The following is a 20,844-nucleotide window of genomic DNA, read 5'->3' as shown; positions in this document are numbered from 1 at the left end:
TCGGCCGATATTCTTACGTCCACCCATCCCCGACCCTCCCTATCCAGGGAGGGGAGTAGCGTCCCACCACTCCGCGAACCGCCCTCTCTCCGCCGGCGTCAGGTGCAGCCCCAGCTTGCTCCGCCGTTCCAGCGCGTCCTCCACTGACCGCGCCCATTCGCGTGTCCTCATCCACCGCGCCTCGACCTCGGTCAGCCCAGCGCCGAACGCCTCGCCCATGTCCGCCTCGTCTTCGACACCGGCGAGCAGGTCGCCCAGCATCGACCCATAGGCGCGGGTCATCCGTTCCGACCGAACCTGGCCCAGGAACGGCCAGCGCGTCCTTACCTCGCCCAGATACCGGTCGAACTCGCCGATATCGCCCCCCGGAAAAACCCGATCGCGCGTCACCCGCCCGATCTTGCGCCCCAGCGCCGGGGCGAGCTTGCCGACCGCCTCCTCTGCCAGATGCCGCGCGGTCGTGATCTTGCCGCCGAAGACGGACAGCAGGGCAGGGCCCGTCAAATCCAGCTCCAGCACATAATCGCGCGTCACCTCGCGCGCCTCGCTCGCGCCGTCGTCGTACAGCGGCCGCACCCCCGACCATGTGCTCGTCACATCGGCCGGGCCGACCTGCCGCGTGAAGTGCCGGTTCGCCGCCTCGCACAGGTAAGCGATCTCGCCCGCGTCGATCACCGCGTCCTCGGGCCGGTCGACCGGTACATCGGTGGTGCCGATCTCGGTCCCGCCCTCATAGGGAAGGGCGAAGACGATGCGCCGATCGGGCTGCTGGAGAATGTACGCGTGGTCGCCCTCGTACAGCTGCGGCACGACGATATGGCTGCCCTTGACCAGCCTCACGCTCGCGCCCGCGTTGACGCCGAGCCTGCCCAGCAGCTCCGCTACCCACGGCCCCGCCGCGTTGACCAGCGCCTTGGCCCGCACGTCGCGCCCGTCCGACAGCCGCGCCGCCCATAGCCCGCCCTCGCGTCGCGCGCTCTCGACCGCGGTGCGCGTCGCGACCTCCGCCCCGTTCGCGGCCGCGTCGACCGCGTTGAGAAGGGTCAGCCGTGCGTCGTCGACATAGGCGTCCGAATAGACGAACCCGCGCCGCCCGTCCTTCAGCGGCGCGCGATAGGCGGCGTCCACCGGCCCGAGCCCGCGCGACCGCGCCAGCGTCGATCGCCCGCCCAGCCGATCGTACAGCAGCAGCCCCGCCCGCACCAACCACCAGGGCCGGACGGCGTGGGTGTGCGGGAGCACGAAGCGCATCGGCCGGATCAGGTGCGGCGCCGCGCGCACCAGCCGCTCGCGCTCACGCAGCGCATGGGCGACCAGGCGGAAGTCGTAATATTCCAGATAGCGCAGCCCGCCATGAATCAGTTTGGTCGACGCGGACGAGGTATGCTGCGCCAGGTCGTCGCGCTCGACCAGCAGCACCGACCAGCCGTTCAGCGCCGCCTCGCGCGCGATCGCGCACCCGTTGATCCCGCCCCCGACGATCAGGAGGTCGTGAGGGTCGCGGTCCGCCATGGGACGTGACGTAAGGGGAGCGAGCTCCTATCTCCACCCCATGCCGAAGAAAACGCCGGGCCTTCCGACCCGCCAGCAAGTGCTCGACTTCATCGCCTCCTCGGAGGAACCCGCCGGCAAGCGCGAAATCGCGCGCGCCTTCGGCCTTTCCGCGCAGGACAAGATCGCGCTCAAGGCGCTGCTCCACGACATGGCCGATGAGGGGCTGATCGACTCGGCCCCCGGCCGCGCTTTCCACAAGATGGGAGGGCTGCCCAAAGTCACCGTACTCCGCATCGTGGATGTCGATGACGGCGGCAATGTCTGGGCGGTGCCCGAGCGGTGGGAGGCGGAGACGCCACCCCCGCGGCTGCGCGTCCGTGAGCGCAAGCGCGGCCAGCTCGGCATCGGCGAACGCATTCTTGCGCGCACCGAGGAGGCCGGGCCGGGGTGGATCGCCCACCCCATGAAGACGCTCGCCCCCGCCTCCGAACAGGTGCTCGGCGTGCTCCGGGCGGAGGGCGACCGCTTCTGGCTGACCGGCGTCGAGAAGAAGGAACGGCGCGAGTTCGCCGTGTCCGACACCGGCGGCGCGGCGGTGGGCGATCTCGTGCTCGCCGAAAAGACCGGGCGCCCCCCGCGCATCACCGTGCGGGTTGTCGAACGGCTGGGCGATCCCTTCGCCCCGCGCAGCTTCTCGCTGATCGCCATTCACAAGCACGGCATACCCGACCAGTTCGGGCAGGAGACGCTCGACGAGGCCGAGCGCGTCGCCGGACTTCCGCTCGGCGATGACCGCGAGGATCTGCGCCACCTGCCGATCGTCGCGATCGACCCGGTCGACGCGCGCGATCATGACGACGCGGTCTGGGCCGCCCCCGACGACGACCCCGTCAACGCCGGCGGCTGGCGCGCGATCGTCGCCATCGCCGACGTGTCCTTCTATGTCCGCCCCGGCTCCGAGATCGACCGCGAGGCCCGGCGGCGCGGCAATTCGGTCTATTTCCCCGACCGGGTCGTGCCCATGCTGCCCGAAATCCTGTCGGCCCATGTCTGCTCGCTGGTCGAGGGCGAAGACCGCGCCGCGCTCGCCTGCCATATCCAGGTGACCCCGGCCGGCACGCTCAAATCCTGGCGTTTCACCCGCGCCGTCGTGAGGATCGCGGCCAACATCGCCTATGAGGACGCCCAAGCCGCGATCGACGGGGCGCTCGCCCATCCGCTGACCGACACCGCGCTCCGCCCGCTCTGGGACTGCTGGCGCGCGCTGCTCGCCGCGCGCGAGAAGCGCGAGCCGCTCGACCTCGACCTGCCCGAACGGCGCGTCGTGCTCGACGAGAAGGGCCGGATCATGTCGGTCGCCCCGCGCGAGCGGCTCGATGCGCACCGGCTGATCGAGGATTACATGATCGCCGCCAATGTCGCTGCAGCCAAGGCGCTGGAGGCGAAGAAGTCGCCTGTCATGTACCGCGACCACGAGCCCCCCAGCCGCGAGAAGCTGGTCGCGCTCAAGGACTATCTCGAGACGTTCGATATCGCCTTCACGCTGGGCCAGGTGGTCCTGCCCAGGACGTTCAATCGCATCCTCGACAAGGTCGGCGATGCCGAGTTCCGCCCCCAGGTGATGGAACAGGTGCTGCGGTCGCAGACCCAGGCCTATTACGCCCCCGGCAATACCGGCCATTTCGGGCTGTCGCTGGGCAGCTACGCCCATTTCACCTCGCCCATCCGCCGCTATGCCGATCTCCTGGTCCACCGCTCGCTGGTCCGTGCCTTCGGGTTGGGCGACGGCGCGCTGACCGCCGGCGAGGCGGAGGGAATGGAACGGATCGGCCAGTCGATCAGCGGCTTCGAACGGCGCGCGATGGAAGCCGAACGCGATACGATCGACCGCTATGTCGCGGCTTTCCTGTCCGAACGCGTCGGCCAGACCGTCGAGGTTCGGATCACCGGCGTCCAGAATTACGGCTTCTTCGCTACGGTGGAAGGGGTCGGCGGCGACGGCCTGATGCCGGTCCGCGACCTGGGCGGCGAGTATTTCAAATTCGACGAGGCGGCGCGCACGTTGATCGGGGAGACCAGCGGCGAGGCGTACACGCTCGGCCAGCGACTTGAACTCCGGCTCGCCGAGGCCAACCCGGTCTCGGGGGCGCTCCGCTTCGAGCTGCCCGGCGGCAAGGGCGCCGCGCCGCCGTCCGAGGCCGATCGACGACGCGGCGGACCGCGCGTTATCAAGCGGCGCGGGCGCCCGGCGAACATCCGACACCAGGGCGGGCGTCGCTGACCGCCCCCGTCGAGGCTAGCCGGCCGTGAAGGTCAGCCCCGCCTTGGCCTGAAGCCGCTCGCGCAGCGCGTGGCCCATCAGCGCGCCCGGCGTCCACACGCCACCCTCGCCGCCGATGTCCTGCACCAGGCACAGGGCGGTCTCGGCGATCATCTTGGAGGTGGAGCCATAGCCCGGATCCCGGTCGCCGGTAACCACCGCGTCGAGGCGCGTACCGTCGGGCATCAGCCCCGCGAACAGCAGGTCGTAATGGCCGCTGTCGCGCTCCTCCTTGGACGGTCCCTCGCCGGGCTTAGGCCCCTTGTCGCTGGCCAGCGGGTTCAGCTTGGCGATCGCCTCCGCGGCCGCCTTGCCCATCTCGCCCAGCCCGGCGACCATCATCTCGTCATATTTGAAGTCGACGCCGTAGCGGTGGCCGAGCAGGAAGTTGGTCCGGTGGACGTTCTTGGTGTTGATCGGGGCCATGATGAACGGCGCGACCCAGCTTTGGAGCGTCGTGTCATATTCGGGGATCAGCCCCGTCGGCTGATGCGGACCGGTGAAGCCGGGCGTCAGCGCGAAGGGGCTGGCAAGCAGCTTCAGTAGCGAAGGATCGCGTGCGGCGGCCGCCAGCGTCGCCTTGAGGCTGGCCGCCGTCCCGCCCGAGAAACCGCCCTGCATCGACCGGACCCGGCCCTTGACGCGCGGCGCAGGCGTCCCGAACCGCTCGATCGCGCGCTCCTGCAGCGTGAGCACGCCCAGATCGAAGGGGATCGAGTCGAACCCGCAGGAAAAAACGATCCGCGCACCCGTCCGCTTCGCGGCCGCCTCATGCGCGTCGATCATGTGCCGCATCCAGGCCGGCTCGCCGCATAGATCGACATAGGCCGTCCCCGCCGCCGCGCAGGCCGCGACCAGCTCGGACCCATGAAGCTGGTACGGGCCGACGGTGGTCAGCACCACGGTCGCGCGCTCGGCCATCGCCCGTAGCGAAGCCGGATCGCCCGCGTCGGCGGTGACGAGCGGGATATCGCCCGGTGCCCCGATCAGATCGCGCACTTCCTCCAGCTTGGCGAGCGACCGCCCCGCCATCGCCCAGCGTGGCCTGTCGCCGCCGGTATAGGCCTGGGTCAGATATTCCGCGACGAGCCGCCCGGTGAACCCGGTCGCGCCATAGACGATCACGTCGAAGTCCTTGGTCATGCCTGTCTCCGTCAAGCCGCTTCGCTGAACTGCAGGTTCGCCAGCCGCGCATAGAGCCCGGGTCTTGCCATCAGCTGGGCGTGGCTGCCCTGCTCGATGATACGGCCCTCGTTCATCACCACGATCCGCTCCGCCGCGCGGACCGTCGCCAGCCGGTGCGCGATCACCAGGGTCGTGCGGTTCGCCATCAGCCGCTCCAGCGCCTGCTGGACCAGCTGCTCGCTTTCGGCGTCGAGCGCGCTGGTCGCTTCGTCGAGAAGAAGGATGGGTGCGTCGCGCAGCAGCGCGCGGGCGATGGTGATGCGCTGGCGCTGTCCGCCCGACAGCCGGGCACCGCCCTCGCCCAGAAAGGTGTCGAGCTGGTCGGGAAGGGCGCGGAGAAAGCCGGCGGCGTTGGCGGCCTCGGCGGCGGCCCAGAGCTCGTCGTCACTCGCGTCCCAGCGGCCATAGCGTAGATTGTCGCGCGCCGACGCGCCGAAGATCACCGTCTCCTGCGGCACCACCGCGATGCGCGCGCGAACATCGGCCGGATCGGCCTCGGTCAGCGCCACGCCGTCGATCAGCACGCGACCGGCTTCGGGGTCGTAGAAGCGCTGGGCGAGCTGGAACAAGGTCGTCTTGCCTGCCCCCGACGGCCCGACGATCGCGACCGTCTCACCCGGCCGGACATCGAGCGAGAACCCGTTCAGCGCCGCCACCTCGCGCCGGGTCGGATAATGGAAATGCACCGCCTCGAAGCACAGCGCACCACGCGCCGGCTCGGGCAGCGCAACGGGTCGGGCGGGCGCTGCGATCTCGGGCTGCTCGGCGAGCAGTTCGGACAGCCGCGCCGCGGCGCCGCTCGCGCGGAGCAGGTCGCCCCACACTTCCGTGAGTGCCCCGAACGAGCCCGTGACGATCCCCGCCGTCAGCACGAAGGCGGTAAGCGACCCGCCCGAGAAGCGGCCGGTCGCGACATCCTGGACGGCGACCCACATGATCCAGGTCACCCCGCCGAACAGCAGCCCGATCGCGACGGCGGTCATCAACGCCCTGAGCGCGAACCGGCGCCGTGCACTCGCGAAGCCCCGCCCGACGGCTTCCTCGAAACGATCTCCCTCCCGTCGCTCCTGCCCGAACGCCTGAACGATCTTCATCGCGCCCAGCGTCTCGACCGCCATCGCCCCGATATCGGCCAGTCGGTCCTGGCTGTCCTTGGAATAATCGCGGACCTTGCGACCGAGCACGACCACCGGAAGGATCAGCAAGGGGATGCCCAGCAGCAACGCACCCGCGAGCTTGGGCGCGAGCGCGAACAGGTAGATCACGCCGCCGATCCCGATCACGACGTTGCGCAGCGCGATCGACATGGTCGATCCGACCACCTGCTCGATGATCGCGGTGTCGGCGGTCAGGCGGCTGGCGATCTCCGAAGGACGGTTCTCCTCGAAATAGCGCGGCGCGAGCCGCAGCAGGTTTCGGTGCACGTCCGACCGGATGTCGGCGACCGTCCGCTCGCCGAGCCAGGACACGAAATAGAATCGAACCGCGGTCGCTATCGCCAGCACCACGACGACCGCGATCAGCCCTTCGAAATAGGGCGCGATGCGATCGGCGTCCGCGCCCGCCGCGAAGCCGTTATCGACCACCTGCTTGAAGGTATAGGGAATGAACAGGGTCGCTCCCGCTGCGACGGTCAGCGCGGTCAGCGCCGACGCGATCTGGAGCGGGTAGCGCGTCGCATAACGCCATACCGTGGCGAGGTTGCCCAGCCGGCGGCGGGGTTCGCGTGGGACACTGGCTTTGGCTGACATTGGACAGGCCTAGCAGGGTGGGCGAGGGGGCTCAACGGCATGGCGGCGCGGGTGCGCTGTTGCCCGGCGTGACATTTGCGTTACGGCTTTCGCAACCCATGTTGGGGCAAAGGATCCCGAATGCTCTACAACGCCTATGAAATGCAGCGCTCGCTGATGACCACCGCCGGGATGATGGCCGGTTGGGGCGCGGAAATGTGGCGGCATCCCGCCTATATGGGCGGCGGCGATGTCATGGCGTCGGCGCTCGAAGTGTTCGCCCATTCCGCCGCGCCGCGCGGCAAGCCCGAATTCGGGATCGATCGGGTGACGGTCGACGGACGCGAGGTCGCGGTCACGGAGGAAATCGTGCTCCGCAAGCCGTTCGGACAGCTCAAGCGCTTCCGGCGCGACGGCGTGGAGGGGGCGCCCAAACTGCTGATCGTGGCGCCGATGTCGGGCCATTACGCGACCCTGCTGCGCGGCACCGTCGCCCGGATGCTCCAGAGCGCCGATGTCTACATCACCGACTGGCGCGACGCCAAGCTCGTGCCGCTGGCGGACGGACGCTTCGATCTGGACGACTATATCGATTATCTCACTGCCTTTTTGGAGGCGATCGGGCCGGGCGCGCATATGCTGGCCGTGTGCCAACCTTCGGTCCCCTGCCTGGCGGCGACGGCGCTGATGAGCGCGGACCAGCATCCCTGCCGGCCCAGGACGCTGACGATGATGGGTGGCCCTATCGACACGCGCGAGGCGCCGACCGCGGTCAATACGCTCGCCACCGAACGTCCCCATGCCTGGTTCGAGCAGAGCGTGATCGCGACGGTTCCCGCCGGTCATCCGGGCGCGGGACGACGCGTCTATCCGGGCTTTCTCCAGCTCGCAGGCTTCATGTCGATGAACTTAGGCGACCACATGGTCAGCCATTTCGAGATGTACAAACATCTGGTGCGTGGCGACGGCGAAAGCGCGGACGCGAGCAAGGCGTTTTACGAGGAATATCGCTCCGTCTGCGACATGACCGCGGAATTTTATCTTCAGACGATCGACGTGGTCTTCCAGTCGCACGCGTTGCCCAAGGGCGAGATGCTCCACCGCGGGCGCCGGGTCGATGTCGGCGCGATCACCGACGTGGCGATCCTCGCGATCGAGGGGGAGCGCGACGACATCTCCGGACTAGGTCAGACGAAAGCGGCGCTGACGCTGGCCACCAACCTGCCCGACGATCGCAAGCGTTACATGATGGCGGAGGGTGCCGGCCATTACGGCATCTTCAACGGCTCGCGCTGGCGCGACAAGATAGCGCCGGTCGTAGAAGAATGGATCGTGACGCACGGATAACGGGAGGGGCGGCCTGAACGCCGCCCCTCCCGTTCGACGATCAGGCGATCGAGCCGACCTTGGCATGGCTCGACGACTCGTCGGGCTTGATCGTGCCGCCGAACAGCATCTTCACGCGGCCCGAGAGCGACACGTCGGTCTCCCACAGCTCGGCCGACTCCACGTCGAAGCGGAGCAGGGTGGCGTCAGCCTTGCCGTTCGGGAACCATGCCTCGACATGATTGTCCCAGAGCTTGTCGACCTGGGCCGGATCGTTGTCCTGGCTGACGGTGCCCGCCAGGCAGGCGAAGAAGTCGTGCCCTTTGCCGACGAACTGCACCATGGCGTCGCCGCCCTTGGCCGCGCGGTTGTCCCTGCCTGCGAAGACGAACAGGGTGTTGGGCTGGTCGTCGTCGATCTTGACGTTCATCGGCTCCGAATGCTCGCCGTTCGTCAGGCCGAGCATGATGAAGGGGCTTTCCTTCAGCTTGGTGATGAACTTGGCGGCGATTTCGCTCGGGCTGTCGTGATCGGCCATGGTCTAGCTCCCTTGATGAGGTCGGTTCGGGAGGAGAACGACGCGCGCGGGGGTTGGTTGCGCGGCGCAGGGGCGGACGGCATGGACGCGGATGGCGGCAATCCCGCCGCCAGCACGAGGTATGATCATGGATATCACGACCTTGTGTCTGATCTTGGGCGTACTCTTCGCCTTTGGGACCTTGGTCCTGAAGATAATCGAAGTGGCGCGTCACAAGTCAGGCGCAGAGTAGGAGCCCGGCCTGGCAGCCGGGCTCCGAAACGCGAAAGAGCCCCGGCTGCTGGCACAGCCGAGGCTCCACAAGGCGATATGGATATCGCGGTACATTTTGTATCGCAGCAATCCTAAGATTTCAAGATCACAGCACCTCGAACAGCCCCGCCGCGCCCATGCCGCCGCCGACGCACATCGTCACCACGACATGCTTGGCGCCCCGACGCTTGCCCTCGATCAGCGCGTGGCCGGTCATGCGCGCGCCCGACATGCCATAGGGGTGGCCGATCGAGATCGCGCCGCCGTTGACGTTCAGCAGCTCGTCGGGGATGCCGAGCTTGTCGCGGCAATAGAGCACCTGCACCGCGAACGCCTCGTTCAGCTCCCACAAGCCGATATCCTCCATCTTCAGGCCGAAACGCTCGAGCAGCTTGGGGATCGCGAAGACGGGGCCGATGCCCATCTCGTCGGGGGCGGTGCCCGCGACCGCCATGCCGATATAGCGACCGAGCGGGGTCAGGCCGCGCTGCTCCGCCAGCTTCTCCTCCATCAGCACCGACGCCGAGGCGCCGTCCGACAGCTGGCTGGCGTTGCCGGCGGTGATCGTGCCTTCGGGCAGGACTTCCTTGAGCGACTTCAGCCCTTCCAGCGTCGTGTCGGCGCGGTTGCCCTCGTCCTTGGAGAGAGTCACCTCCTTGTGGGAGACCTCCTTGGTCTCCTTGTTCACGATCGCCATGGTCGCGGTGACCGGGACGATCTCGTCGTCGAACTTGCCTGCGGCCTGGGCGGCGGCGGTACGCTGCTGCGAGCGCAGGCCGTACTCGTCCATCGTGTCGCGGTCGATGCCGTAGCGCTTGGCGACGATCTCGGCGGTTTGGAGCATCGGCATATAGATGTCGGCGTGCATCGCCAGCAGCTCGGGATCGGGGGCGACGCGCATCTGCGGGGTCTGGACCAGGCTGATCGAGTCCACGCCGCCGCCGACGCACACGTCCATGTGATCGACCACGACCTGCTTGGCGGCGGTGGCGATCGCCATCAGGCCCGACGCGCATTGCCGGTCGAGGGACATGCCCGACACGGTCGTAGGCAGACCGGCGCGGAGCAGCGAGGTGCGGGCGATGTTGCCGGCCTGGTGCCCCTGCTGGAGCGCGGAGCCGAAGACCACGTCGTCGACCTCCGCGCCTTCGATCCCGGCGCGCTCTACGGCGGCCTTGATCGCGTGGCTGGCGAGGGTGGGGGAGGGCAGGTTGTTGAACGCGCCGCGATAGGCGCGGCCGATGGGCGTGCGGGCGGTGGAGACGATGACGGCTGAGCGCATATGAGGGTCCTTTCAGATCGGTCTGAGGTCATTGAAGATCACGCCGAGGACTCCCGGCGTGGTGATGTCAGGCGAAGACCTGGGCGATCCATTCGGCGATCAGGGCGGGCTTGTCCGCGCCCTCGATATCGACGGTGAACTCGTTGGCTTGTTGGAACTGGCCAGGCTTTTTTTCCTCGAAGCTCAACAACTTGAAGCGGCCCCTTACCTTGCTGCCGGAACGTACGGGGGTGATGAAGCGGACCTTGTTGCCCCCATAGTTCACGCCCATCTTCGCGCCCGCGAGCTGCGGCGCGTCGGGAACTTTGGACGACAGCAGCGGCATGAGCGACAGCGTCAGGAAACCGTGCGCGACGGTGCCGCCGAACGGCGTCAGCGCGGCGCGTTCGGGGTCGATGTGGATGAACTGGTGATCGCCCGTCGCGTCGGCAAACTTGTCGATCATAGCCTGCGTCACCTCGACCCAGTCGGACACGGTCTCGGTGCCGATGCGGGCGGTCATCTCGGCGGGCGTGAATGTCGCCACGGGGTCCCCTTTCGCAAAGTTCGTCGCTAGATAGCGGCGCTTCTCTAGGCCGCGCGGGCGCCGTCCCGCAAGCCTCACCCGACCGGAAACACGAACATGGCCGATACCCTAGCGTCCGACCCTCGCCAGCACATGCGCGCCTTGCACCGCGCCGCCGAACCCGATGTTCTAAAACCGCTGCTGGAGCGCGCGCGGCTGTCGCCGGACGGCCGCGAGCGGGTGATGGCGACGGCGCGCGCGATGCTGGTCGACCTGCGCGCGGCCCAGGCCAAGGGGTGGGTGAACCGCTTCCTCCAGCAATATCGCCTCAACTCGTCGGAAGGCGTGGCGCTGCTGAGCCTCGCGGAAGCGTTCCTGCGCGTCCCCGATCCCGAGACCGCCGACCTGCTGATCGCCGACAAGATCGGCGACGCCGACTGGCGCGCGCATACGGGCAAGTCGAGCTCGGCCCTGGTCAATTCGGCGACCTGGGGGCTGGTCGTCGGCCGCGCGCTGGTCGGCGAGGGCGAGAGCGGGCCGCTGCGCCGCCTGATGAGCCGCGCGGGCGAACCGTTCGTGCGTCAGGCGGTCGGCGCGGCGATGAAGATGATGGGCGAGATCTTCGTCATGGGGCGCACGATCGACGAAGCGTCGAAGCGGATGCGCAGGCCCGAGCATCGCGGCTTCACCGCCAGTTTCGACATGCTGGGCGAGGCGGCGCGCACCAGGAAGGACGCCGGACGCTATTTTGACTCCTATACCCGCGCGGTCGAGGCGGTGGGGCGCGACGCGGGCGCGGGTCACTCGATCTCTGTCAAGCTGTCCGCGCTCCACCCGCGCTACGAGGTCGCGCGCTGGGACGAATGCGTGCCCGAGCTGACCGACATGCTCGAACAGCTCGCGGTCCAGGCGGCGGGATTGGGCATCGCGCTGACGGTCGACGCGGAAGAGTCCGAGCGGCTGGAGATGAGCTTGGACATCATCGGCGCGGTCGCCCGGTCGCCCAGGCTCGCGGGCTGGGACGGGTTCGGCATGGCGGTGCAGGCCTATAGCAAGCGCGCGCGGCCGGTGATCGCCTGGGCGAACGCGCTCGACCGGGTGATGAACGTCCGGCTCGTCAAGGGCGCGTATTGGGACAGCGAGATCAAGCGCACCCAGGTCGAGGGACTGGCGGACTATCCGCTGTTCACCCGCAAAGCCTCGACCGACGTGTCCTATCTGGCGGTCGCGCGCGACATGCTCGACGCGGAGAATATCCGTCCCGCCTTCGCCAGCCACAATGCGCTGACGGTGGCGACGATCGTGGAGTGGGCGGGCAATCGCCGGGACTTCGAGTTTCAGCGGCTGCACGGAATGGGAGAGGGGCTGTACGAGCGACTGGTCGCCGAGCATGGCTATCATTGCCGAATCTACGCGCCTGTCGGCGGGCATCGCGACCTGCTGGCCTATCTCGTGCGGCGACTGCTGGAGAATGGGGCCAATTCCTCCTTCGTGCACCAGCTGGCGGACGAGGGGCTTAGCGAGGAGGAGATACTGGCCGACCCGGTCGTACGCATCGCGGCGGTCGGCGGCACGCGGCATCCCTCGATCCCGCTGCCGGGCGCGCTGTTCGGGTTGGAGCGGCGGAACAGCGCGGGGCTGGACCTGAACGATCCGGCGGTGCTGGCGCGCGCGGTGAGGGAGGTGACAGAACCACATTCCGATATGATCGCGCGCACGATCGAGATGCCGGCCGATCAGATCCGCGACGCGATCGGCCGCGCGCAGGCCGCCTTTCCCGACTGGTCGACGACGCCGATCGAGGCGCGAGCGGCGGTGCTCGATCGGCTGGCCGACCTGATCGAGGCGCACCGCGACGAGCTGATGGCGCTGCTCGTCCAGGAAGCCCGGAAGACGATGGCGGACGCGGTCGGCGAGGTGCGCGAGGCCGCCGATTTCTGCCGCTATTATGCGGCCGAGGCCCGCACCGGGCTGCGACCGGTGGAGCTGCCGGGGCCGACGGGCGAGCGCAACACGCTACACCTGGAGGGTCGGGGCGTGTGGGCGACGATCGCGCCGTGGAACTTCCCGCTGGCGATCTTCTTGGGCCAGGCCGTCGCGGCCTTGGTGACGGGCAATGCGGTCTGCGCCAAGCCCGCGCCGCAGACCCCGCTGGTCGGACTGCGCGCGGTCGAGCTGGCCTGGGAGGCGGGGGTGCCCCGCGCGGTGCTGCAGTTCACGCCGGGCGGGCCCGAGGTCGGGCAGGCGCTCACCGCCGATCCGCGCGTTGCCGGGGTCGCCTTCACCGGATCGACCGCGACGGCCAAGCGCATTGCGCGGACCCTGGTCGAGGACGATGATCGCCCGATAGTGCCGCTGATCGCGGAGACTGGCGGGATCAACTGCATGATCGTCGATTCGACCGCGCTGCCGGAACAGGTGGTGGCCGATGTCGTGACCTCGGCCTTCCGGTCGGCGGGGCAGCGTTGCTCGGCGCTGCGGCTGCTGCTGGTGCAGGAGGACGTGGCGGAGGGGGTGCTCCACATGCTTTCGGGCGCGATGGATACGCTGCGCGTCGGCGATCCCGGCGATCCGGCGACCGATGTCGGGCCGGTGATCGACCGGGCGGCCTATGACCGGCTGATGACCTATCGCGAGCAGTCACGCGGGCGCCGGGTCAAGACGGTGGACGTGCCCGCCGATGGCCTGTTCGTGCCGCCCACCCTGATCCGGCTCGACCGTGTGGAGGACCTGACCCGGGAATGGTTCGGCCCGCTGCTCCATGTCGCGACGTGGAAGGCGGGTGCGCTGGAGGAGACGATCGCGCGCGTCAACGCCAAGGGGTACGGCCTGACCATGGGGCTGCACAGCCGCATCGCGCGCGCGGCCGAGCTGGTCGAGCGCGAAGCACGGGTCGGGAATCTGTACATCAACCGGTCGATGATCGGCGCCGTGGTCGGCTCGCAGCCCTTCGGAGGCGAGGGGCTGTCGGGGACGGGGCCCAAGGCGGGCGGACCGCATTATCTGTACCGGTTCTGCCTGGAGCGGGCGGTGTCGGTGGACACCACCAGCGCGGGCGGAAACGCGACGCTGTTGTCGCTGGACGAGGGCGGGGTCTGACTAGCCGCTCCCCCCTCCCTGGAACAGGGAGGGGTCGGGGGTGGGTGGACGGCATGCGGTCGGTGCGAATGACCGGTGTCGCGTGACGGCGGGTGGTTTCACGTCCACCCACCCCCTCCCAGCCCCTCCCTGTTCCAGGGAGGGGAGCGGTCAGTTGGCGTCCGTCGTCGCAGGCGCGGACTCGGGCTGAAACGGCGAGCCTCGGGCAGCGTCGAAGCGCACTTCCTGGATCGGATAGGGCAGGGCGATCCCTTCCTCCGCGAAGCGGCGGAGGATCGCCAGGCCTATGCGGTGGCGGGTGTCGTAATGCGCCTGGAAGTCGGAGGAGCCGCTGTCGAATTCGAGCTCGAAATTGAGCGCGGACGCGCCGAAGCCAACTAGCCCGGCGCGGTTGAAAGTGTCGCCCGCTCCTTCGACGATCTCGCGCAGGATCGTCGGAACGCGCTCCAGCAATTCGACCGGCGTCTCATAGGCGAGGCCCAGTACCCATTTGACGTGGTGACGTTCGCGGCGGGTGTTGTTGCGCAACTCCTTATCGAGCAGCACCTTGTTGGCGATCACCCGCAGCTCGCCGTCGACGCCGCGGACGCGGGTGGATTTCAGGCCGATCTCCTCGACGGTGCCGACCGTCTGGTCATAGGCGATCGCGTCGCCGCGCCGGAACGGGCGGTCGAAGATGATCGCCAGCGCCGCGAACAGGTCGCCGAAGATGCCCTGCGCCGCCAGGCCGATCGCGATGCCGCCGACGCCGAGACCCGCGACGAGGCCGGTGACGTTGACCCCGACATTGTCGAGCACCACGATCAGCGCGATCGCGAAGAGCACCACCGTCACGAGCAGGCGGATCAGCCCCATCGCGGAGCCGATCGCCTCGCCGTGATGCTCGCTTTCGGTGCGGCGTTCGACCGCGCCCAGGATCAGCTCGCGCGCCCAGATCGCCCCCTGGAAAACCACGGCCACGGTGAACAGGAAACCGACCAGCTCGGCGACCTGGGGCGGGGCGCCGCCATAGCGGGTGACCAGGCGCACCGCGACCATGACGATGAAGAAATTGTTGGTGCGCGCGAGCACCCGCCCGCCGATCCGGCCCCAGCCCCGCAGGCTGTCCTCGCGCGCGCAGAGCCGCTTGCCGAGGCCGCGCACCGCCTGGAGCGCGAGCACGATCAGCAGGCCGAACCCCGTCGCGATCAGCAGCTGGAGCCAATGCCCCTCCACCCAGGCGCCGATCTGGACGAAGAAGTCGCGGGTCTCGGCATAGCCGGCGCGGGCGTCGAGCGCCTTGGGCTTGGGCGTGCTCATCAGGCCGCGGCGCGCGCGTCGTCGGCGGCTTCCTCCAGCGCGGGCACGACATCGCGTTCGAGGAAGTGGATGAGCCCGCGTTCGGTGCGGCTGAGATACTTGGCGGTGCGCGGCAGGCGCAGCGCGGCGCGGAATTCGCGCTGGCCCTGCTTGACCAGGTCGATCAAATGCGGGTGGACATAGGAGCGGCGCGCGACCGCCGGGGTGTTGCCCAGCTTCTCGACCACGGGCGCGAGCAGGGTCTTTAGCGTCATGTCCTCCCGCGCTTCCGCCAGCGCCTCGAAGGCGATCAGGCTGGCGGCCCAGGTGCGGAAGTTCTTGGCGGTGAAATCCTCGCCCGTCGCCTCCTTGATATAGGCGTTCACGTCCGACGAACTGACGGGGTGGGCCGCGCCATGCTCGTCCAGATAGCCGAACAGATGTTGGTCGGGCAGGTCCTGGCACTTCTTGACGACGCTGGACAGCGACCGGTCGGTGATGCGCAGCGCGCGCATCTTGCCCGATTTGGCCTTGAACTGGAGTTTCAGCGTCGAGCCGCGCAGCTCGGCATGGCGCTTGCGCAAGGTGGTCGCGCCGTAGGAGGCGTTGGTCTTGGCGTAATCCTCGTTCCCGACGCGCAGATTGCCCCGGTCGAGCAGCCGCACCACGGCCGCGACGGCGCGGTCCTTGGTCAGCGAGCGCTTGGCGAGATCCGCCTCCACCTTGCGGCGCAGCTTGGGCAGCGCGCGGCCGAAAGCGGCGGTGCGCTCATATTTGGCGGCCTCCTGCGCTTCGCGGAAGCCGGTGTGGTAGCGATATTGCTTGCGGCCCTTCTCGTCCCAGCCGATCGCCTGGATATGGCCGTTGGGCTTGGGGCAGAACCAGGCGTCGCGATAGGCGGGGGGCAGGCCGATCTTGTTCAGGCGGTCGATCTCCGCCTCGTCGGTGATCCGCTTGCCCTTGGCGTCGGTATAGACCCAGTGGTCGCCGTGCTTCGCGCGGGTGATGCCGGGGGCGCTGTCGTCGGAGTAGACGATCTGGTCGGGGAGGGTGCTCATGTCGCGGTGGGAATGATCGACCCCGCTTCGGTGTTCCGGGCCGGATCGGTCGGTGCGCGCATCGGGCGAAAGCGTTCCGCGGCGCGCAGGCGCTCTAGATAGGTGTCGAGCCCGATCTGCGTGCCGACCAGCATGAACACGAACGGCTGAAAGGCGATCCCGACGAACACCGCCCCGAACAGGTAGATGGCGTGCGCGCCCTGGAGCGCGGTGGCGAGTTCGCCCGCCCAACGCCGATCGGCCGCGCGGTAGCGGCGGCGGAGCACTTCCATGCGGACCAGGCCGGTGAGGTTGATCGCGAGCCAGAGCAGCAGGCCGGGATAGCCCTGTTCGCCCAGCATCTCGAAATAGGCGGAGTGAAAGGCGCGTCCCTGGTCGACCTCCTGCCGCGCCTTGACGACGTTACCCGAGGTGTCGGCGGTGACGGTGTCGAAGCGCAGCGTGTTCTGGAGATACGAGTCGAACCCGCCGCCGAACGGATGCTCGCGCGCATAGTCGATCGTCCAGCGCCAGACGGCGAGCCGGGTCGAGGCGGAGCTGTCGGCCTGATAACCCTGGATGGTGCTCATCCGCTCGGTGAAGGCGGAGGGGAGGAAGGGCACCGCGAGCAGCCCCGCCGTGCCGACGAGCCCGAGATACAGCAATTTGCGCCTGGCGTCGCGAAGCATGAGCAGCGCGAGCAGGCCGATGCACAGGAGGCCGGTTCGTGCCGACGTGCCGATCGGGATTAGCAGGCACGAAAAGGCCAACGCCCAGGCGAACGCCTTCACCCGCCAGTCGGGGCGGAACACGGTGCCGTGACGGGTGAACCACAGGATCACGGGCACGACCGCGACCGCGATCGTGGCGATGGTGCTCGATTCGTACAGGCCGCTATTATTGTCGACCATCAGGTTGAGCTGGCCATAGCCGCCCCCCGACGCCAGCGTCTTGATACCCCCGACGATGATGATCGACGCGGCGGACAGCACCATGAACAGCAGCAGCGACTCGATCCGCAGACGGGTGCGCAGCGTCAGCGGGAGAAAGGCGGCAAAGGCGAGCGCCTTCCATACCCAACCCCATTTGTCGCGGGCTTCGACGGGGAAATCGGCATAGCTCGTCGTCACCCAGCAATAGAGCAGCAGCGCCACGATCAGCAGCTGGCGCGGCGCGACGCGGGTGTCGCGTTTGTCGTCCGCCAGCAGCCAGCCGCCGAACGCTAAGGCCACCGCGATCGCGGAGATCTGGATCGAGTTGAGCAGATAATAGGTCAGCCGCTGGGGCGAGACGATGTCGATATAGACATAGGCCAGCACGAACAGGAACGGGCGGCGAAACCCCATGCCGAACAGCGCCGCCAGGAAGCCGATAAAGGCGAGGTCACGCATCGGGCCCGGCTTTCGGCGGGCAAGGGTCGCGCACACCCTGCTCCCGGTCGAGATCGGGGCGGCGAAGAAGGCGCCAGGCGGCCAGTATCAGCAGCCCATGGGTCAGGCCGAGCGCGAAATTGTCGATCATGCGGCGCGGTCCTTCCCTTTCACCGGCCTAGGGCGACGCGGTTGACGCGGCGTTAAGCGCGGGCATGACAATAGCGATCCCGATGCGCATCCTCCACGTCCTCGATCACGGTCTGCCGCTGCAGAGCGGTTATACCTTTCGCACCCGCGCCATCCTGAAGGCGCAGGAGGCCATGGGCTGGACGGTCGCGGGGGTCACGGGGCCGCGACACACACGGGGCGGAGCATCGCCCGAGACGGTCGACGGGCTGGACTTCTACAGGACGCCCATTGCCGGTGGCGTGCGCCGCGGCGGCGTGATCGGCGAGGCGGCGGGGCTCGTCGCCTTTGCGCGCGCGATCGAAACGGCGGCCGACGCGTTCCGGCCGGACCTGCTCCACGCGCACTCGCCCGCGCTGGGCGCCTTGGCGGCCCGGTGGGTGGCGCGACGCCGCGGCCTACCGCTGGTCTATGAGATCAGGGCGTTCTGGGAAGACGCGGCGGTGGGCAACGGCACGGGGCGCGAGGGATCGGCGCGATACCACGCGACGCGGGCGCTGGAAAATCTCGCTGTGGCGCGCGCCGATGCGGTGGCGGTGATCTGCGACGGGCTGCGCCGCGATCTGCTCGCGCGCGGCGTGCCGGCCGACAAGGTGATGGTCTCGCCGAACGGGGTCGATCTTCGCCTGTTCGGCACGCCCGCGCCGCGCGACGAGGCGCTGGCGGCGGAGCTGGGTTTGCCGGGCGCGGAGGTGATCGGCTTTATTGGCAGCTTCTACGACTATGAGGGGCTGGACGACCTGATCGCGGCGATGCCGGCGCTCGTCGCCGACCGGCCGCTCGTTCGTCTGTTGCTGGTGGGCGGCGGACCGACGGAGCAGGCGTTGCGCGCCCAGGCGGCGGCATCGCCGGTCGCGGACGCGATCCGCTTCGTCGGGCGGGTGCCCCATGACCGGGTGGAACGATATTATGGGCTGGTCGACATCCTCGCCTATCCGCGCAAGGCGATGCGGCTGACCGAACTCGTCACCCCCTTGAAGCCGCTCGAGGCGATGGCGCAGGGACGACTGGTCGCCGCGTCGGACGTGGGCGGGCACCGCGAGCTGATCCGCGACGGCGAGACGGGCACCCTGTTCGCCCCAGACGATTCTGCCGCGATCGCGCGGGCGCTGGGCGGCCTGCTCGCCGATCGCAGCGGCTGGGCGGCTCGCCGTGAAAAAGCGCGGACGTTCGTCGAGCGCGAACGTAACTGGTCGTTGAACATTCGACACTATCAACCCGTTTACCAGCGGCTGATCGGGGCCGCGTCTAAGGTCAATCCATGGTCGCCACGCATTTTCGCCTGAACATGATCCCGCCCATCGGCGGCGCGGCGACCGGCGTGATCCTCGCGCTGGTCACCGCGCTGATGCCGGCCGCGACGGTCGACGCGCTCGTCGTCGGCAGCGGGTTGTCGGGACTCGCCGCAGCCGCCGGGCCGCCGATCGGAGCGACGGGGCGGCTGCTGCTCGCGATCGCGCTGGGCGGCATGGCCGGCGCGATCGCCTGGGCGGCGTTGTTCCTGCTGTTCGGGGCGGGCGGCCTGTTCGCCCGCGAAGGCGGTCGGGACGGGATGCCCCAGGTCCGCCGCGCGGACGCCCATCCCGACGCCCCGCCGCGCAAGCCGCTATCGGCTGCGGACCTGTCGCGCCCCGCCGCCCCTGATCACGACGTCGACGCGAGCGACGCAGACGGAGGCGGAGACGGAGATGGGGGCCCGTTGCCGATCGCCGGGCCCGCCGCGCCGATCGAGCGGCCCATCCCTGCCGATCTCGACCAGCCGCTCGCCGAGTTCGACCCGCGTGCGATCCCCGCCCAGCCCATGGCGCCCTCGCGGCCCGTGCCCCCGCTGGCGGTGCCCGCGGCGACGGTGCCGATCGGAAGCGCCAAGCCGGCGCCGCTCGCGCCGGGGGAGCGGATCGACAGTTTCGAGATCACGCCGCGCCATGCGGCCGAGGTGGGTGCTCCGTCGATCGAGGCGCTGCTCGCGCGGCTCGAGCGCGGGACGATGTTGCGCCAGCGCCAGATGAGCCGGGCCGGCTGAGCCCGGTCGCCGAGCCGTGTCCGCTGGTCAGGCGTCGCGGATCAGCAGCGCCTCGACCCGTACCGTCGCCGCGTTCATCGGTCGCGCGACGAGGTCGGCCACCAGATAGCCCCGTACGTCCAGGCCGGCCTCGCCCAGCGACGCGGTCCAGGCCGGATCGGCGCCCTGCGCGGATAGTTCGACCCGCTCACCCTCGAACGTCGCGCTCGCCCAAGGTCTCGCGCGGATGTCGGCGAGCGTGATCGCGTGCCCCAGGCCCTGCACATGGGCTTTCAGCGCGCGCCCGAACAGGGCCGCGGCGTCGCGCTTCGGTCGGGCGGTCAAGTGCCGTTCCGTTCGATGAACCGCTTCACGCGCGACTCGATCGACCGGCCGGGACAACGCCCGCGCGCCAGGTCGCCGACGAGGCGCGGGTCGTTGACCGACAGCCGCCCGAACCGGGTGGGCGGCATGTTCGTCCGCCGACAGTAAAGGTTGATCTCCGCCAAAAGCGACATCCCGCGACTCCTTGCTCGATACTGTTCATGATCTGTTCTGCAGAATCCAACTTGTCTAGGATATTTCCTAGAGGTAACGGGCGGGGATGATCGACGACGATCCCAGAACCGCGCTCATGCGGGCGGCGGCATCGGCGGGGCTGAGCCTGTCGACCTTGTCGGGCGCGATCCGGCGCAATGCGGCCTATCTCCAGCAATATGTGACGCGGGGCAGCCCGCGCGTGCTGGCCGAAGCCGATCGGCGGACGCTCGCGGCGATGCTGGGCGTATCGGAGGCGGCGCTGGGTGGACCGGCGAAGACCGATGCGCCGTTCGCGCTACCCCGGCTGGACGTCCAGGCGTCGGCGGGGCCGGGGGCCTATGCCGATGGCGAGCTGGTGTTGGGGATCGATGGGGTGGACGCGCGGCTGGCGCGCGCGCTGCGACTGAGGCCCGGCATGGCGGGGCTGATCACGGCGCGCGGGGATTCGATGGAGCCCGGACTGTATGACGGCGACCAGTTGATCGTCGACACGGCCGACCGGACGCCGATCGCGAGCGCGCGCGTCTATGTGATCCGGGTGGACGGCGCGGTGATGGTCAAGCGCGTGGCGGCGGGCCGGAAGAAGCTGGTCGCCACCAGCGACAATCCGGCCGCCGCGCCGGTCCCGGCCGGCGAGATAGAGGTGGTGGGACGCGTCGTCTGGCGGATGGGGGCGCCGCGTTAGGCGAACGGAGTT

18 protein-coding genes are annotated in these 20,844 nt (G+C 68.9%); 6 read left to right on the top strand and 12 right to left on the bottom strand.

From position 1 onward, the window contains the following. Nucleotides 1-39 precede the first annotated feature (39 nt). On the bottom strand, nucleotides 40-1,512 hold the full coding sequence (gene glpD / locus VF592_RS13495; protein WP_331006147.1) for a glycerol-3-phosphate dehydrogenase: 1,473 nt from the start codon (nucleotides 1,510-1,512) through the stop codon (nucleotides 40-42). A 40-nt stretch (nucleotides 1,513-1,552) separates the two neighbouring features. Between glpD and VF592_RS13490 the strand changes: the two genes are divergently transcribed. Continuing rightward, nucleotides 1,553-3,775 (top strand): VacB/RNase II family 3'-5' exoribonuclease, encoded by a 2,223-nt coding sequence (locus tag VF592_RS13490; RefSeq protein ID WP_331006146.1) that lies wholly within the window; start codon nucleotides 1,553-1,555, stop codon nucleotides 3,773-3,775. 15 nt (nucleotides 3,776-3,790) lie between these two features. On the opposite strand, the gene VF592_RS13485 is transcribed toward VF592_RS13490, so the two are convergent. Together VF592_RS13485 and VF592_RS13480 are read right to left on the bottom strand one after the other, a co-directional pair. After that, entirely contained in the window at nucleotides 3,791-4,957 is a 1,167-nt protein-coding gene (locus tag VF592_RS13485; protein WP_331006145.1) for a saccharopine dehydrogenase family protein, read from the bottom strand. Nucleotides 4,958-4,968: 11 nt separating this feature from the next. Next, nucleotides 4,969-6,750 (bottom strand): ABC transporter transmembrane domain-containing protein, encoded by a 1,782-nt coding sequence (locus VF592_RS13480; RefSeq protein ID WP_331006144.1) that lies wholly within the window; start codon nucleotides 6,748-6,750, stop codon nucleotides 4,969-4,971. 120 nt (nucleotides 6,751-6,870) lie between these two features. Here VF592_RS13480 and VF592_RS13475 point away from each other — a divergent pair, with 120 nt between their 5' ends. Next, on the top strand, nucleotides 6,871-8,076 hold the full coding sequence (locus tag VF592_RS13475; RefSeq protein ID WP_331006143.1) for a polyhydroxyalkanoate depolymerase: 1,206 nt from the start codon (nucleotides 6,871-6,873) through the stop codon (nucleotides 8,074-8,076). 40 nt (nucleotides 8,077-8,116) lie between these two features. Here VF592_RS13475 and VF592_RS13470 read toward each other — a convergent pair whose 3' ends face one another. From VF592_RS13470 to VF592_RS13460, 3 genes are all read right to left on the bottom strand, one after another. Next, the gene (locus VF592_RS13470) at nucleotides 8,117-8,593 is read right to left on the bottom strand and encodes a pyridoxamine 5'-phosphate oxidase family protein (protein ID WP_331006142.1); all 477 of its coding nucleotides are present in this window, start codon (nucleotides 8,591-8,593) and stop codon (nucleotides 8,117-8,119) included. 358 nt (nucleotides 8,594-8,951) lie between these two features. Continuing rightward, entirely contained in the window at nucleotides 8,952-10,127 is a 1,176-nt protein-coding gene (locus VF592_RS13465) for an acetyl-CoA C-acyltransferase (RefSeq protein ID WP_331006141.1), read from the bottom strand. 67 nt (nucleotides 10,128-10,194) lie between these two features. Beyond that, the gene (locus VF592_RS13460) at nucleotides 10,195-10,629 is read right to left on the bottom strand and encodes a MaoC family dehydratase (protein WP_331006248.1); all 435 of its coding nucleotides are present in this window, start codon (nucleotides 10,627-10,629) and stop codon (nucleotides 10,195-10,197) included. 156 nt (nucleotides 10,630-10,785) lie between these two features. Between VF592_RS13460 and putA the strand changes: the two genes are divergently transcribed. Next, entirely contained in the window at nucleotides 10,786-13,731 is a 2,946-nt protein-coding gene (gene putA / locus VF592_RS13455) for a bifunctional proline dehydrogenase/L-glutamate gamma-semialdehyde dehydrogenase PutA (protein WP_414714223.1), read from the top strand. Nucleotides 13,732-13,881: 150 nt separating this feature from the next. Here putA and VF592_RS13450 read toward each other — a convergent pair whose 3' ends face one another. From VF592_RS13450 to VF592_RS13435, 4 genes are read right to left on the bottom strand one after another with little or no spacing between them, the layout of a single operon-like run. Next, nucleotides 13,882-15,030, bottom strand: coding sequence for a mechanosensitive ion channel family protein (locus VF592_RS13450; protein ID WP_331006139.1), 1,149 nt, complete (start codon nucleotides 15,028-15,030; stop codon nucleotides 13,882-13,884). Further along, nucleotides 15,030-16,067 carry a DNA topoisomerase IB gene (locus tag VF592_RS13445; protein WP_331006138.1) on the bottom strand — a complete coding sequence of 346 codons (1,038 nt, stop codon included), beginning with the start codon at nucleotides 16,065-16,067 and terminating at the stop codon, nucleotides 15,030-15,032. The genes VF592_RS13450 and VF592_RS13445 overlap by 1 nt, the downstream gene beginning before the upstream one ends. Beyond that, on the bottom strand, nucleotides 16,064-17,437 hold the full coding sequence (locus tag VF592_RS13440) for a DUF5935 domain-containing protein (protein WP_331006137.1): 1,374 nt from the start codon (nucleotides 17,435-17,437) through the stop codon (nucleotides 16,064-16,066). The genes VF592_RS13445 and VF592_RS13440 overlap by 4 nt, the downstream gene beginning before the upstream one ends. Then, the gene (locus VF592_RS13435) at nucleotides 17,430-17,567 is read right to left on the bottom strand and encodes a hypothetical protein (RefSeq protein WP_331006136.1); all 138 of its coding nucleotides are present in this window, start codon (nucleotides 17,565-17,567) and stop codon (nucleotides 17,430-17,432) included. Before VF592_RS13435 ends, VF592_RS13440 begins: the two co-directional genes overlap by 8 nt. 82 nt (nucleotides 17,568-17,649) lie before the next feature. Here VF592_RS13435 and VF592_RS13430 point away from each other — a divergent pair, with 82 nt between their 5' ends. Together VF592_RS13430 and VF592_RS13425 are read left to right on the top strand one after the other, a co-directional pair. Continuing rightward, nucleotides 17,650-18,891, top strand: coding sequence for a TIGR04063 family PEP-CTERM/XrtA system glycosyltransferase (locus VF592_RS13430; protein ID WP_331006247.1), 1,242 nt, complete (start codon nucleotides 17,650-17,652; stop codon nucleotides 18,889-18,891). Then, nucleotides 18,867-19,628: a hypothetical protein gene (locus VF592_RS13425; protein WP_331006135.1), complete on the top strand. Its 762-nt coding sequence runs from the start codon at nucleotides 18,867-18,869 to the stop codon at nucleotides 19,626-19,628. Before VF592_RS13430 ends, VF592_RS13425 begins: the two co-directional genes overlap by 25 nt. Nucleotides 19,629-19,655: 27 nt before the next feature. On the opposite strand, the gene VF592_RS13420 is transcribed toward VF592_RS13425, so the two are convergent. Both VF592_RS13420 and VF592_RS13415 read right to left on the bottom strand, forming a co-directional pair. Next, complete coding sequence (locus VF592_RS13420) at nucleotides 19,656-19,952, bottom strand: hypothetical protein (protein ID WP_331006134.1); 297 nt, start codon at nucleotides 19,950-19,952, stop codon at nucleotides 19,656-19,658. Further along, nucleotides 19,949-20,125 (bottom strand): hypothetical protein, encoded by a 177-nt coding sequence (locus VF592_RS13415; protein WP_331006133.1) that lies wholly within the window; start codon nucleotides 20,123-20,125, stop codon nucleotides 19,949-19,951. Before VF592_RS13415 ends, VF592_RS13420 begins: the two co-directional genes overlap by 4 nt. Nucleotides 20,126-20,211: 86 nt before the next feature. Between VF592_RS13415 and VF592_RS13410 the strand changes: the two genes are divergently transcribed. Beyond that, complete coding sequence (locus tag VF592_RS13410; RefSeq protein WP_331006132.1) at nucleotides 20,212-20,832, top strand: S24 family peptidase; 621 nt, start codon at nucleotides 20,212-20,214, stop codon at nucleotides 20,830-20,832. Nucleotides 20,833-20,844 lie beyond the last annotated feature (12 nt).

It is taken from the genome of Sphingomonas sp. (genome assembly GCF_036388435.1).
Lineage (GTDB): Bacteria > Pseudomonadota > Alphaproteobacteria > Sphingomonadales > Sphingomonadaceae > Sphingomonas.
The sequence above is the reverse complement of the archived record's forward strand: the minus strand, read 5'-3'. Positions and strand labels throughout refer to the sequence as shown.

Bases quoted from the DNA above. Each gene is read 5' to 3' on its own strand.
- glpD (WP_331006147.1), bottom strand. From the start codon at position 1,512: ATGGCGGACCGCGACCCTCACGACCTCCTGATCGTCGGGGGCGGGATC.
- VF592_RS13490 (WP_331006146.1), top strand. From the start codon at position 1,553: ATGCCGAAGAAAACGCCGGGCCTTCCGACCCGCCAGCAAGTGCTCGAC.
- VF592_RS13485 (WP_331006145.1), bottom strand. From the start codon at position 4,957: ATGACCAAGGACTTCGACGTGATCGTCTATGGCGCGACCGGGTTCACC.
- VF592_RS13480 (WP_331006144.1), bottom strand. From the start codon at position 6,750: ATGTCAGCCAAAGCCAGTGTCCCACGCGAACCCCGCCGCCGGCTGGGC.
- VF592_RS13475 (WP_331006143.1), top strand. From the start codon at position 6,871: ATGCTCTACAACGCCTATGAAATGCAGCGCTCGCTGATGACCACCGCC.
- VF592_RS13470 (WP_331006142.1), bottom strand. From the start codon at position 8,593: ATGGCCGATCACGACAGCCCGAGCGAAATCGCCGCCAAGTTCATCACC.
- VF592_RS13465 (WP_331006141.1), bottom strand. From the start codon at position 10,127: ATGCGCTCAGCCGTCATCGTCTCCACCGCCCGCACGCCCATCGGCCGC.
- VF592_RS13460 (WP_331006248.1), bottom strand. From the start codon at position 10,629: ATGACCGCCCGCATCGGCACCGAGACCGTGTCCGACTGGGTCGAGGTG.
- putA (WP_414714223.1), top strand. From the start codon at position 10,786: ATGCGCGCCTTGCACCGCGCCGCCGAACCCGATGTTCTAAAACCGCTG.
- VF592_RS13450 (WP_331006139.1), bottom strand. From the start codon at position 15,030: ATGAGCACGCCCAAGCCCAAGGCGCTCGACGCCCGCGCCGGCTATGCC.
- VF592_RS13445 (WP_331006138.1), bottom strand. From the start codon at position 16,067: ATGAGCACCCTCCCCGACCAGATCGTCTACTCCGACGACAGCGCCCCC.
- VF592_RS13440 (WP_331006137.1), bottom strand. From the start codon at position 17,437: ATGCGTGACCTCGCCTTTATCGGCTTCCTGGCGGCGCTGTTCGGCATG.
- VF592_RS13435 (WP_331006136.1), bottom strand. From the start codon at position 17,567: ATGATCGACAATTTCGCGCTCGGCCTGACCCATGGGCTGCTGATACTG.
- VF592_RS13430 (WP_331006247.1), top strand. From the start codon at position 17,650: ATGCGCATCCTCCACGTCCTCGATCACGGTCTGCCGCTGCAGAGCGGT.
- VF592_RS13425 (WP_331006135.1), top strand. From the start codon at position 18,867: ATGGTCGCCACGCATTTTCGCCTGAACATGATCCCGCCCATCGGCGGC.
- VF592_RS13415 (WP_331006133.1), bottom strand. From the start codon at position 20,125: ATGTCGCTTTTGGCGGAGATCAACCTTTACTGTCGGCGGACGAACATG.
- VF592_RS13410 (WP_331006132.1), top strand. From the start codon at position 20,212: ATGATCGACGACGATCCCAGAACCGCGCTCATGCGGGCGGCGGCATCG.